Here is a 13,062-nt window from a genome sequence, read left to right as displayed (position 1 = left end):
CACATCCTCTCCGAGCGGACCCGCGGCCGAGGACCGGCATGACCCCCCGAAGGCTCGCGCCGGCGATGGGACACCCTCCTCCGCGCGCACGGCTCCTCGGCTCCACGCCGCCGTAGTGCACCGGGGACGACCATGCACGTCATGGCGGGGCTTCGCCTTCCGGGCTGTCCGGATAAAATGTGATATCGCACACAATGTCCACCGAAAACTCCAGTCGGGCGAATGTCCGCTGGGAGTCGTTGACGTCACGGGCTGGGCACTCCCGCCCCACAAGTAGACGATCGTCACTACGATTCCAGCCTGTGAGTGATGCCCAGTCCCCCATGGACACCGCTGTGTTCGTCGATCAGAGCGGCCGCCGCGCCAGAGTGCTGATGGTCGTCGGCGTGCTCTCCGGCACGCTGTTGATGGCCTGCATGGCGGTGCTGATCGCGGGGGTGTTCACGGGCACCCCGCTCACGGTGACCGGCTGGCCCGGCGGTGATCCCAAGCCGCCGGCTCCGGCCGCGACCTCTTCGTCGCCGACGGCGGACCGTCCGCGCAAGCCGTCCGCCCGCCCGGTCACGGCACGCCACACCCCGAGTGCGACCGTCACCCCCACGCCTACGCGTAAGCCCACGGCCACCCGCACTCCGCGGGCCACTCCGAGCAGCACGGCCAGTCCGTCCACGTCGCCGCCCGCCGACGAGCCGACCGGCACGTCTCCGACGCCGGACGGCACCGAGCCCCCGGGCAGGACCAAGCAGCCCCCGGGACACGACCCCGAGCGAACGCAGGGCCCCAAGAAGTGAGCCGGCCGACGACCCCTACCCTGGTGTTGCCGCCACCGCCTCCGGTGGCGGAGAGCACGCGGCGAGGGCGGCGTACCGATCCCCGGGGCCACTGGTTCCTGGTCGCCGTGATGATGGTGCTGGTGTCCGGCGCCCTGGTGTTCGACGGGTACGTCACCGGCGTGCAGGGCGAGACCCACGCCGCCCCACCCGTGGCCGCGCCCCCTTCGGCGGAGCTCCGCCAGATCTGGCGGAGCGGCCCGGTGCTCAACCTGACCGGGTCCCGGCCCACCAGTGCCCGGCTCCCGGCCCGTACGGTCGCGCTCACCTTCGACGACGGCCCCGACCCGCGCTGGACGCCCCTGCTTCTGGACGTGCTGAAGCGGCACGGGGCCAAGGCGACGTTCTTCGCGGTGGGAGCGAGGATCGCGGAGAACCCCGAGCTCACCCGGAGGATCGTCGCCGAGGGACACGAGATCGGCAACCACACCTACGCGCACGCCGACCTGTCGGCGGTGCCGCTGTGGCGGCTCCGGCTGGAGGCCTCGCTCACCCAGAAGGTCCTGGCCGGTGCCACGGGCCTGCACACCCGTCTGATCCGCCCGCCCTACTCCTCGACGCCTGATTCGGTCACGGCCCCGCAACTGGCGGCGCTGCGGGCCCTCGGCGGCGAGGGCTACCTGGTGGTGCTGACGGACGCCGACACCAAGGACTGGTCCAGACCCGGCACCGAGCGCATCCTCCAAGCGGCGCTGCCGCGGCGGGGCAGAGGTTCGGTGATCATGATGCATGACTCGGGCGGCGATCGCGTCCAGACGGTCGCCGCCGTCGACCGCCTGCTCACCTCATTGTCCGAACGGAAGTACCGGGTCACCACGCTGACGTCGGCGCTCGGCATGCCCTCGGCGCACGCTCCGGCCGGCCCGGCGGACCGCGTGATCGGCGCCGGGCTCGGCCTGGCGCAGCGCGCCTCGGCCGCGTTCACCGGGGCGATGGCCTGGGTGCTCGCCGCGGCCGGGGTGCTCACGCTGGCCCGGCTGCTGTTCTTCCTCGTCCTGGCCTGGGTGCACGCGCAACGCGCGCGCGGCGGCAAACGCCGCTTGGGAAGGGCTCCGGCGTGGCCCTCACCCCCACCGGTGAGCGTGATCGTCCCGGCCTACAACGAGGCGGCGGGGATCGAGGCGACCATACGCTCGCTGGTGACCACCGACTACGCGGGCGTCGTCGAGGTGATCGTCGTGGACGACGGCTCGGCGGACGGCACCGCCGCGATCGCGGGCGGCCTCGGACTGCCCGGGGTGCGAGTGATCAGGCGGCCGAACGGCGGGAAGCCCGCCGCGTTGAACACCGGCATCCTGCACGCCTCCCACGACATCCTGATCATGGTGGACGGCGACACGGTGTTCGAGCCGGCGACCATCGGCCACCTGGTCCGGCCGCTGGCCGATCCCCAGGTGGGCGCGGTGAGCGGCAACACCAAGGTCGGCAACCGGCGGGGCATGATCGGCCGCTGGCAGCACATCGAGTACGTCATCGGCTTCAACCTCGACCGCAGGGCCTTCGACCTGCTCGGCTGCATGCCAACGGTGCCGGGGGCGATCGGCGCCTTCCGCCGCTCTGCGCTGGCCTCGGTGTCGGGCCTCAGCCTCGACACCCTCGCCGAGGACACCGACCTCACCATGGCGATGTGCCGGGCCGGGTGGCGCATCGTCTACGAGGAGAACGCGCTGGCGTGGACCGAGGCGCCGACGTCGCTGCGGCAGCTCTGGCGGCAGCGCTACCGGTGGTGCTACGGCACCCTCCAGGCGATGTGGAAGCACCGGCACGCCATCGTCGAGCAGGGGACGTTCGGCCGTCGCTGCCTGGGTTACCTGACCCTGTTCCAGGTGGTGTTGCCGCTGGTCGCACCGGTCGTGGACATCATGGCGATCTACAGCCTGGCCGTCGACGACCCGCTCCCCGTGGTCGCGGTGTGGGCGGGCTTCGTCCTGGTCCAGGCGTTCACCGGCTGGTACGCCCTGCGCCTGGACCGCGAGCGCGCCTCGGTCCTGTGGGTGCTCCCCCTCCAACAGTTCGTCTACCGCCAGCTCATGTACCTGGTCGTCATCCAGTCCGTCGCCACCGCCGTACTCGGCGTCCGCCTCCGCTGGCAGACCATCCGCAGAGAAGGGACCTTCGCCACCCCCGCCTCCCACCACCGCTGACCTCCGGCCCGCGGGCCGGGCACCGGCCGCAGCGAAGATCATGCCCCTCACGTTCCGGCTGCCCCTGCGGGGAGCTTGGTCTCGTCGTCGGTCCTGGCCGCGCCCGGGTTCGCCTCGGTGAGGTCCGCGCCGGTCAGGTCCGCGCCTTTGAGGTTCGTTCCCTTCAGGTCCGCTCCGCGGAGGACCGCGTCCCGCAGGTCCGCGCCGCGCAGGTCCGCGCCGCGCAGGCTCGCCCCGGTCAGGTTCACGCGGCGCAGGTCCGCGCCGCGCAGGTCCGCGCCGAACAGGTCCACCCCGCTCAGGTCGGCCCAGTGCAGGTCCGCCTTCCTGAGGTCCGCCTCGAACAGGTCCACCCCGCGCAGATCCGCGCCGTCGAGGTCCGCCTCGCTCAGGTCCGCCCTGAACAGGACGGCGTGCGGCAGGTCCGCGCCGTCCAGCGATGCCTTGCGCAGGTCGGTGCCCGTCAGGTCGGTGTACGCCAGATTGGCCCCGCTCAGGCGGGCCCCGCGGAGGTCCGCCCGGGTCAGCAGGGCGGTGCCGAGGTTCAGGCCGCTCAGATCCGCTCCCGGTACACGGATCCGCGTCAGGTCGCAGCCGCAGGCCCAGTCGTGCCCGAGTTCGGTGCGCGGCGCGTCGTAGACGCTGCCGAGCACGGTCAGGGCCGTCTGCACGTCGGTGGCCGGCCGTCCGAGCGGCCCGCCCCTGGCCATCGAACGGTGCTCGCGCACGTACGCGGCCATGACATCGGCGATGGTCACACGATCGCGCCGGGACTCCCGCGCCAGGTCGCGCAGCGTGTGGATCGCGCCCAGCCGGACGTCGATCCTCGCGGACCCGAGCCGCTCCACGGCTCGGGTGTAGGTGCCGGCGCTCTGTCCTTGCCGCGGAGTCCTCATGGACCCGGCGTCGATGTGGACCAGGACGCCCGCGGCGAGCACCAGCCCGAGGACCAGACCCCAGGTGCCCACCCGCTGGAGAAGGGGCCCCCGCTCGGCGATGACCTCGCTGAGGGCCACCCGGATCGGCACCCGCCGCCGGCATGCTCGCCGTGATGTCACAGCACCCATTCGAACTGACGACGAGGACCCGATGTAAGCCGTTCGAGGGAATTGTCACTTCGGTGACTCATCGCCGGACGCCGAGCCCGTGAACGGGGGTCAGAGGCGGGGCCGGGGGGTGGAGAGGGCGTAGTCGGTGTAGCCCTGGGGGCCGCCGCCGTAGTACGTGGTGGGGTCCGGCTGGTTCAGGGGGGTGCCGGTGCGGAGGCGGGTCACGAAGTCGGGGTTGGCCAGGAAGGCGCGGCCGAAGGCGACCAGGTCGGCGCCGTGGGTCAGCCAGTGTTCGGCGGCGGACCGGCCACCGTCCTCGGGGAGGGTACCGCCGGTGCTGGGGGCGGCGATCAGGGTGGTGGGCCAGGTGGCGCGGATCTTGGCAGCCAGCGGGGTGGTGGGAGGGACGCCGGCCAGGTGGAGGTAGGCCAGGTTCAGGGGCGACAGGGCGGCGGCCAGGGCGGGGTAGGTCTGGTCCGTGTCGTCCTCGGTCATGTCGTTCAGGGTGTTGCCGGGGGTCACCCGGAGGCCCACCCGGTCGGGGCCTATCGCCTCGGCGCAGGCGGTGGTGAGGTCCACCGCGAAGCGTAAGGGGTCGTGGCCGTACACGTCGGCGCGGTGGTTGGTGCGAGGCGAGAGGAACTGGTGGATCAGGTAGCCGTTGCCGCCGTGGAGTTCCACTCCGTCGAAGCCCGCGTCCATGGCGCGGCGGGCGGCCCGGGTGAAGTCCTGGATGGTGGACCTCACTTCGGCGGTGGTGAGTTCCCGTGGGGTGGGGAGGTCGCGGCGGCCGTCCCTTGTGTAGATCTGGCCGGAGGCGGGGATCGCGGAGGGGGCGACGGGGGTCAGGCCGTTCAGGCTCGGGTGGCCTATGCGGCCGCTGTGCATGAGCTGGACGTAGACGCGGCCGCCGGCGGCGTGGACGGCGTCGGTCACCTCGCGCCAGGCCCTCACCTGGGCGCCGGTGTGGAGGCCGGGGGTGCCGGGGTAGCCCTGGCCCTCCAGGCTGGGCTGGGTGCCTTCGGTGATGATGAGGCCGGCGGTGGCACGCTGGGCGTAGTACACGGCGGCGCCGGCTGGGGGGACGCCCCGGTCGTCGGCGCGGCTGCGGGTCATGGGCGACATCACCAGGCGGTTGGGCAGCGTCAGGCGGCCAAGCCGGACTCGGTCGAACAGGTCGGGCATCGTCGCACCTTCCCTCCAGATGTCGCGAGAACCTCCTGTCCCCGCTGCGTGTCCCACGGCTCCACCTTCCGCCTGTCCCCTAGCGGCCCGTCCGCCCGGCGGTCACCGCTCGCCCGCGTTCCCCGCCGGCCGGCCGGGAAACCACACGCTCCCGGCGCGACCCCGCGTGGTCCCGGTGGCGGGCCGCCACCGGGAAACCGTCAGGCCGAGGTGGATTCCAGGGCTCGGTGGCAGGACTCCAGGTACTCCCTGGCCTCCTCGTCGCCGGTGGCGGCGAGGACCTTGCCGAAGTCGGTGGCGGCCTCGGCGTGGTTACCGGTGTCGTGGTGGACGACGGCGCGGTTGAAGCGGATGGCGGGTGAGTCGCTGAGGTCCACGGCGCGGTCCAGGTCCTCCAGGGCGGCGGCGAGGTCACCGGCCTGGTAGGCCAGTTCGCCACGCAGGGCCCAGGCCTCGGCGAGGCGGGGGTTGACGGCCAGGGCGGCGGTCAGGGCCTCGCTGGCGGCGCCGGGCTCGCCGCGCTCGGCCAGCAGGCGGCCCTTCAGGCACAGCAGGTGCGCATGACGAGGGGACATCTCCAGGCCGGTGGTGACGTCGCGCCAGGCGGCGGCGGTGTCGCCCAGGTCGAGCAGGAGGCCGGCGCGGTTGGCGCGGGCGTCGACGTGGGCCGGGTCGAGCTCGACGGTGTACGCGAAGTCGGCGAGCGCCCCCTCCACGTCGCCGAGTTCGAGACGGGCGTCCCCGCGGTTGTAGTACGCCTCGGGGAACGGCGGTGACAGCCGCAGCGCGCGTTCGTAGGAGGCGATGGCCTCCTCCTCGCGGTTCAGGCGCCGCAGGATGTTGCCGATGTTGAAGTGGTGCTCGGGGAAGTCGGGATCGGTCTCCAGCACCTTGGCGTAGTCCGCCAGCGCCTCCTCCAGCTTGCCCATCATGCCGAGGACCTGCGCCCGGTTGTACCGGAGCACGGTGCGGTGCAGCAGGTGCTCGTCCATCTCGAGTTCCCGGTCCAGCCTGGCCATGCCCTCGTTGAGCAGCCGCAGCGCCTCCTCCGGGTCGTTCTGCCTGACCTCCACCAGGGCGAGGCCGTTGCGGCCGAACACCGAGTGGAACGCCCGCTGCTTGGGCTCCTCCAGCAGGGAGGCGATGGCGATGGACACGTTGATCCAGGCCCTGGCCTGCTGGTAGTCCCGCTGCGGCTCGGGGTAGTGCCGGGAGTACAGCATGGAGGTGCCGTAGGCCAGCTCCATGTGCATGGCGGGGTCGTGGGTCGCGGCGCGCGACTCGTCATAGATGGCCTTGGCCTCGTCGGCGCGGCCGAGGGTGGCGAGCGTGATGCTGGTGGCGTCCGCGAAGTACCACCACATCTCCTCCTGGGTCTCCCGGTCCACGATGGCCCGGCCGCGCAGCCCGAGCTCGGCCGCCGCCTGGTACAGGCCGACACCCCGGCAGTACGACACGGCGCCGCGCAGCGCCGCCAGCCCGGCGCCGGCGGGGTCGCTGCCGTGCTCGGCGTGGAAGGGGATCGCGCCGAGCGTCAGGGAGTACTCGTCGCGTGCGGCGAGCTCGGCGGCCCGCTCGTCGTGCAGCCGGGCACGCTCCTCGGGGGGCAGCGCCTCGTAGGCGGCGATCACCCGCGGGTCGTCGTCCACGCAGTCGTCCCGGACGTAGGCGCGGGGGTCCGGCGCCGGGCCGTCCGCTTCGGGAGCGGGCGGGGCGTCGACCGGCACGGCGTGGCGGTCGAGCAGCGGGCCGAGGGAGATCGCGATCTCGCCGAGCGGGTCGGTGACCTCGCCCGCGGTGCAGGCCACCACGGTCAGCGCGCCGAGGTCGCCGCGCCGCAGCAGCACCCCCACCAGTTCCTGGTCGGTGACGTCGGCCTCGTGCAGGTTCTCCACGACCAGGGTCCGCGGCCCGCCGCCGAGGGCCGCCAGGTAGTCGCGCAGCAGTTCGGCGAGGCCGTTGGCGATGTTGAGCGTGTGCAGCCGCGAGTAGAACCGGGTGCGCTCGCCCTTGCGGGCGGACCACTCCAGCGACGTCCAGGCGCGCGGCACGGCGTGGGCCAGCTCCGGGGTGCTCGTCATGATCTCGATGTTGTGCTCGACGCCGAGCTCGGGGGTGCGCGTCAGCAGGTCGGGGGCGATGGCCCGCAGCAGTGTGCCGGCGGCGGTGTAGGGGCCCCGCAGGCGCCGGTGCGCGTCGACGACCGCCAGCTCAGGCGGCAGGGCGAGCCGGCCTCTGACCAGGTCGCGGTCGCGGCGTCTGGCGCCCCGGATCCAGTAGTGGTCACGGTCACCCATGGTGCGTCCCTTTCAGGCGATGACGTGGCGGAGCTCGCCCTGCCGCCGGCGGAGCCGGTCGCGCAGCGCGAGCACGCCGAGAACGGCGAGCTGTATCAGGATGAAACCGGCGAAGATCGTGGAGTCCAGCAGTTCCGCCCAGGTGGCGTGGTCGTCCACGAAGCGGGACAGCACGGCGACCCCCATGGTGTACAGCAGGGGCACCACGGCCCACACGAAGGTGGCCAGGCTCACCGTGTAGCCGGCGACGATCAGCCAGGAGTACCACCGGGCGGCCCGCCGGTCGGCCGGGTGCCACCGGGACTCGTCCACCAGCCGGTCGTGGCGGCGCAGCAGCCGGTTGACCCGGTTGCGCAGCAGGCGCTTGGCGGTGGTGTCGAGGTCGACGCAGCGCAGCACGGTGGACACCAGCACGTACAGGTCGGTGCGCAGGTAGAACGAGAACTGCCACAGCACGCGCAGCAGGATCGCGAACGCGAACGCCAGGCAGAACCGCCCGGCCAGGGTGAACTCCCCGCCGGGGGTGCGGCTGAGGTCGGCCGCGATGGTGCAGGCGGCGATCACCACGACGTCCGCGAGCATCCCGGCGACGATCGGCAGGTACCGCTTGCGGCGCGGCACGGCGACCAGGCCGTCCAGGGAGGTCTCCAGCACGATGAAGTAGAGCCTGCGCCCGATCGACAGGCTGGAGCGCAGGCCGAGCCGGCGCCCTGCCAGGGCGTGGAACGCCTCGTGCAGCAGCAGCTGGGGCACCGCCGCGATGAAGAGCGTCACCTGGATGACGGTGTAGTAATCGGTGAAGAAGACGTTCTGGTAGTTCGGCACCAGGTCGGGACGGCGGACCATCGCGACCAGGGCCCAGCCGATCGTCACCGCGTAGACGACCCAGGCGAAGGGCGAGAACAGCGCCACGCCGAGACGCCGCCAGCGCACGGGGGCGTCGGCGGCGGGGCCGGAGGCGGGGGGCGGGTCCTCGGGCGCGCGGAGGAAGCCGAGTTCGGCGAGCGCCCCGATGACGTCGTCGATGTCGACGTTCTCGTGGTAGGTGTCCGCGTACCACGCGGCGGCCTCGCGGGGCGTGGCGCCCTCTTCCAGTCTGCGCACGAGGGCTGCGCCGTCGGGCGGGAAGATCGCGTAGGAGTCGGTGTCCCGCCGGCCGACGGTCACCTCGTCGCCGTCCACCAGGTGGACCAGGGGGTGCAGCAGGAGTGGCCGATCGGGGTCGTACTCGATCGCCGCGGGTTCGTCCAATGCCTCGGTTTCGGTCAACGGACTACCCTCCGTGCTATTCACTGCCCTTTTCGGGTGCGGTATTCGCTAGCTTTTCGGGTTCTTTCGGACGGGAGGCGCCGGACGCGGGGACCGCGTCCGGCGCGCCCGCCGGTGCCGTACTACTGGGTCTTCTTGTAAACCCCGCAGGCGGCGGCGGTCAGGCGAACCGGACCGGCCTTGCGAATCTGAATCTTCTTCATGGAGCACCTCCTCCCGAAAGATCCGATGCAGTGCAACGATGACCCGCGGCACTGGATCGATGCGACCACCTGGCTGGACGGCGCGGCACGTGGCGGGCGGGACGGGTCCAGCGGATCGTCAGCGAGAGTCCAGAAGGGTGGTGTCGTCCCACATAAACGGCATTTGCGGTCTTCATGGAATTTGACATCCGGTCCAGCGGTGACCACAAGAGGACACCGAACATCCTCGCTTTACACATAGTCAAAACGTATGATTCTTCAAATTTCCGGCATGCGTCCGCACACTCGCTCCGGGGAGTTCTATGACCGAGATACGGTTCCACCTGCTGGGCCCGTTAAGGGTCTGGCGCCGGGAAACCGAGATCAAGATCAGCTCTGACAAGCAGCGGGCCGTGCTCGCGCTCCTGCTGCTGAAGGCCGGAGCACCCGTCCGGCGTCAGGAGATCATCGACGCCGTCTGGGGCGACGACGCGCCGGACTCGGTCGTCAACCTCGTGCAGACCTACGTCGGGCGCCTGCGCCGCCGCATCGACCCCGGCGACGCCGCCCGTTCCGGCTCCTCCTGGCTCGCGGGGCTCGGCGCGGCGTACGCCATCCGGCCCGAGCGCTGCGACGCCGACCTGACCGCCTTCCGCTCGGCCGTGGCCTCGGCCCGCCATGCCGCCTCCCCCCACGAGTCCCTCCACCTGATGCTGGACGGCCTCAAGCTGTGGCAGGGGCCCTGCCTGTCCGACCTGGACCACGTGCTGAAGGGGCACCCCTGGGTGCGCGCCGTGGACCAGGAGCGCATCAACGTGCTGCTTGAGGCGGCCCGCACGGCGCTGCGGCTCGGGCTGGCCGCCGAGATGCTGCCGCAGTTGCGCGCGGTCGCCGAGGCCGAGCCGCTGAACGAGGCGGTGCAGTCGTGGCTGGTGCTGGCGCTCGCGGCGTCCGGCGCGCAGGCCGAGGCGCTGGCCGAGTACGACGCCGCGCGGGCGCGGCTCGCCGACGAGCTCGGCATCGACCCCGGGCCGCAGTTGCGGGCCGCGCACCTGCAGGTGCTGCGGCAGGAGGCCGCGCCGCCGTACGAGACCACACCCGCGCCGGGCACGCTGCGACCCTCGCTGCTGCCGGCCGGGATCGGTGACTTCACCGGCAGGGAGAAGCTGGTCGAGCACCTGTGCGCCGTCATGGCCAAGCGGACGACCGGGCCGCTCCCGGTGACGCTGATCACCGGGCAGGCCGGGGTGGGCAAGACGACGCTGGCCGTGCACGTGGCGCACCGCATGAGCGAGGCGTTCCCCGACGGCCAGCTCTACGCCGACCTGCGGGCCACCGAGACCTGCCCCGCCGACCCCGGCAAGGTGCTCACGCGGTTCCTGCGAGCGCTCGGCGTGCACGCCTCGGCGATTCCCGAGGACATCGACGAGCGCGTCGACCTGTACCGCAGCCAGCTCGCCGGTCGCCGCATCCTGGTGGTGCTGGACGACGCGGCGGGGCAGGCGCACGTGCGGCGGCTGCTGCCCGGGTCGCCGCCCTGCTCGGTGATCGTGACCAGCCGCTACCGGCTGTCGGGGTGGCCGGGTGCCCGCACGGTGGACCTGGACGTGCTGGAGCCGGTGGACGCCGAGAACATGCTCGCCGCGATCGTCGGCGAGAAGCGGTGGCGCGCCGAACCCGGTGCGGCGGCGGAGCTGGTGTGGCTGTGCGGAGGGCTGCCGCTCGGCATCCGCGCCGCGGGCACCCGCCTCACCGCCCGCCCCCACTGGACGATCGCCCACTTCAGCGCCAGGTTCGCCGCCGGCGGCCTGGACGAGCTCACCCTCAAGGACCTGGACGTGCGTGCCACCCTGGCGGTCGGCTACCACCGGGTCGGCGACGCGGCACGGCGGGCGTTCCGGCTGCTCGGCGTGCTGGACCTGCCGTCGTTCTCGGTGTGCACGGCCGCCTCCACGCTGGAGACCTCCCCCGACCTGGCCGAGGAGCTCATCGACGCCCTGACCGACGAGCGGCTGCTGGAGGTGGCGGGGACCGACGCGACCGGCCGTACCCGCTACCGGTTCCACGAGCTGGTGCGCCTGTACGCGCGGGAACGGGCCGCCGAGGAGGAGACCGGGACCAGCGTGCGTACCGTGATCACGCGGACGCTGGCCACGCTGCTCGCGCTGGCGCAGGAGGCGGACGGCCGCCTGCCGGGCGCGTCGTACACGCCGATCCGTGGCCGGGCGCCCCGGTGGCCGCCGCCAGGGCCGGAACACGAGTGGCTCGTCGCCGACCCGGTGGCGTGGTTCGAGAGCGAGCGGGCGGCGCTGGTCGCGGCGGTGCGGCAGGCGGCCGCCACCGGGCAGGACGAGCTGGCGTGGGAGCTGGCGGCGTCCCTGCTGAACGTCGCGGTGCTGCGGGAGTACTGGAACGAGCTGGAGGAGACGCACCGGGTGGCGCTGGTGGCGTGCCGGTACGCGGGCAACCGGCTCGGCGAGGCGGTGATGATGCGAGGGCTCGCCGAGCTGGAGCACACCCTCGGCCACCACACGGCCTGCGCGGGCGACCTGCGCGCCGCCCACGCCATCTTCGCCGATCTCGGTGTCCCGGCCGGCGCCACCGAGGCCCTGGCCCGGCTGCGGGCCCTGCGGCAGGGCACCGCCCCTCCCCCGGCGCACCTCCCGGCACCCGCGCCGGTGCTGCGCCGGTCGGGGGTGGAGGCGGCGTCGCCGCGGCCGGGGGTGTAGGCAGGCCGCCGGCTCAAGGGGCCCGCTCGGGGGTGGCGCGCCCGTCGGTCAGGGGTGGAGCCGGCGGGCCATCTCGTCCGCGGTGGCGTGCCAGATGGGTGCGGCGGGGTCGATGACGGCGAAGTGGTCGCCCGGGCGTTCGAGGTGGACGGCGTCGTCGCCCGCGGCACGGGCGGCGGCGGCGTAGCGGCGGGCGATGTCGACGAGGTCGAGGTCGTCGTCGCGGCCCTGCACGACGAGCTGCGGCACGCCGAGCGGCAGCCGGGTGAGGGGGTCGGCCGCCGCGTACACCCAGGGCACCTCGTCGCGCGAACCGCCGAGCGCCGCGGCCACCGCCCCGGCCCCCATGCGGCGGCGGTCGCCCTCGGTGAGATCCGCCACCCCGGCCAGCGACACCGCGAGCGCCACCCGGGCCGTGCCCTCGGCGTCGCTGGACCTCGCGGACGTGTCCGCCGCGAGCCGCAGCGCGAGCTGGCCTCCTGCCGAGTGCCCGAGTACGGCGATCCGGCCCGGGTCGATCCGGGGTCCGGCGCGGGTGAGGGCGGTGAGGCCGGCGGCGACGTCGGCGGTGGTGGACTGCCAGCCGTGCCGGTCCGGGCGGCGGTACTCCAGGTTCCAGGTGGCGTAGCCGCGGGCGGTGAGGTCCACGGCCAGGGCGTCCATCAGGTCGGCACCCCAGACGGACCGCCAGAAGCCGCCGTGCACCAGCATCACGGCCGGGACGGAGCCGCCACCGGGCGTGGCGGCGGAGGCGGAAGTGGAGGCGGAACCGGAACCGGAACCGGGCCCGGAGGCGGAACCGGAGACGGAGGCGGAACCGGAGGCGGAGGCGGAACCGGAGGCGGAGGCGGAACCGGAGGCGGAGGCGGAACCGGAGGCGGAGGGCAGGCGCAGGTCGGCCCACTGGTCCTCGGCGGGGCCGTAGGGGACGCGGTGGGCCGGGTGGCGCAGGCGGTGGACGGCGTGGCGTACGGCCCAGGTGACGCCCCAGAGGCCGCGGCCGGCCATGCGGGCCGAGCCTGGGGCGACCTCGGTGGCGCCGGGGACGCCGGTGTCGTACCAGACGGTGCGGGCGGCGTGCGGGCCGGGGCGGGACTGGACGGGGCGGACGGCGGGGTCGGGGCCGTGCAGGGCGACCAGCGCGCAGTGTTCGTCCTTGCCCGCGGTCGAGAGCACGTCCCAGAGGGCGGCGGCGCCGGGTGCCACGACGAGGCGTCCCTCCACGCCGAGGGACCGCCACTCCGTCTCGGCGACCTGCCGCAGCAGTCCGCGGTCGGCGGTCGTCCCCGGCCCGGCGACGACCACCACGTGCACCGCCGCTGCTTCTGGCTCTCGCATGTTCACCGCATACCCCCGGGACCCGCGCTCACATCCGGA

8 protein-coding genes are annotated in these 13,062 nt (G+C 73.2%); 3 read left to right on the top strand and 5 right to left on the bottom strand.

All coding sequences use genetic code 11. From position 1 onward, the window contains the following. Positions 1-302: 302 nt before the first annotated feature. Both ABGB17_RS00390 and ABGB17_RS00385 read left to right on the top strand, forming a co-directional pair. Positions 303-791, top strand: coding sequence for a hypothetical protein (locus ABGB17_RS00390; protein ID WP_347625625.1), 489 nt, complete (start codon positions 303-305; stop codon positions 789-791). A gap of 44 nt (positions 792-835) precedes the next feature. After that, positions 836-2,974, top strand: a complete 2,139-nt coding sequence (locus ABGB17_RS00385) for a bifunctional polysaccharide deacetylase/glycosyltransferase family 2 protein (protein WP_347625624.1) — start codon at positions 836-838, stop codon at positions 2,972-2,974. A 47-nt stretch (positions 2,975-3,021) separates the two neighbouring features. On the opposite strand, the gene ABGB17_RS00380 is transcribed toward ABGB17_RS00385, so the two are convergent. The 4 genes from ABGB17_RS00380 to ABGB17_RS00365 form a co-directional block, all read right to left on the bottom strand. Beyond that, entirely contained in the window at positions 3,022-4,032 is a 1,011-nt protein-coding gene (locus ABGB17_RS00380) for a pentapeptide repeat-containing protein (RefSeq protein ID WP_347625623.1), read from the bottom strand. A gap of 99 nt (positions 4,033-4,131) precedes the next feature. Then, positions 4,132-5,208, bottom strand: coding sequence for an alkene reductase (locus ABGB17_RS00375; protein WP_347625622.1), 1,077 nt, complete (start codon positions 5,206-5,208; stop codon positions 4,132-4,134). A gap of 200 nt (positions 5,209-5,408) precedes the next feature. After that, positions 5,409-7,505, bottom strand: a complete 2,097-nt coding sequence (locus ABGB17_RS00370) for a tetratricopeptide repeat protein (RefSeq protein WP_347625621.1) — start codon at positions 7,503-7,505, stop codon at positions 5,409-5,411. 12 nt (positions 7,506-7,517) lie between these two features. After that, complete coding sequence (locus ABGB17_RS00365) at positions 7,518-8,774, bottom strand: hypothetical protein (RefSeq protein ID WP_347625620.1); 1,257 nt, start codon at positions 8,772-8,774, stop codon at positions 7,518-7,520. Positions 8,775-9,279: 505 nt separating this feature from the next. On the opposite strand from ABGB17_RS00365, the gene ABGB17_RS00360 reads away from it, so the two are divergent. Continuing rightward, entirely contained in the window at positions 9,280-11,685 is a 2,406-nt protein-coding gene (locus ABGB17_RS00360) for a BTAD domain-containing putative transcriptional regulator (RefSeq protein WP_347625619.1), read from the top strand. A gap of 48 nt (positions 11,686-11,733) precedes the next feature. On the opposite strand, the gene ABGB17_RS00355 is transcribed toward ABGB17_RS00360, so the two are convergent. Beyond that, positions 11,734-13,023, bottom strand: a complete 1,290-nt coding sequence (locus ABGB17_RS00355) for an alpha/beta hydrolase (protein ID WP_347625618.1) — start codon at positions 13,021-13,023, stop codon at positions 11,734-11,736. Positions 13,024-13,062 lie beyond the last annotated feature (39 nt).

It is taken from the genome of Sphaerisporangium sp. B11E5, assembly GCF_039871875.1.
GTDB lineage: Bacteria > Actinomycetota > Actinomycetes > Streptosporangiales > Streptosporangiaceae > Sphaerisporangium.
The sequence above is the reverse complement of the archived record's forward strand: the minus strand, read 5'-3'. Positions and strand labels throughout refer to the sequence as shown.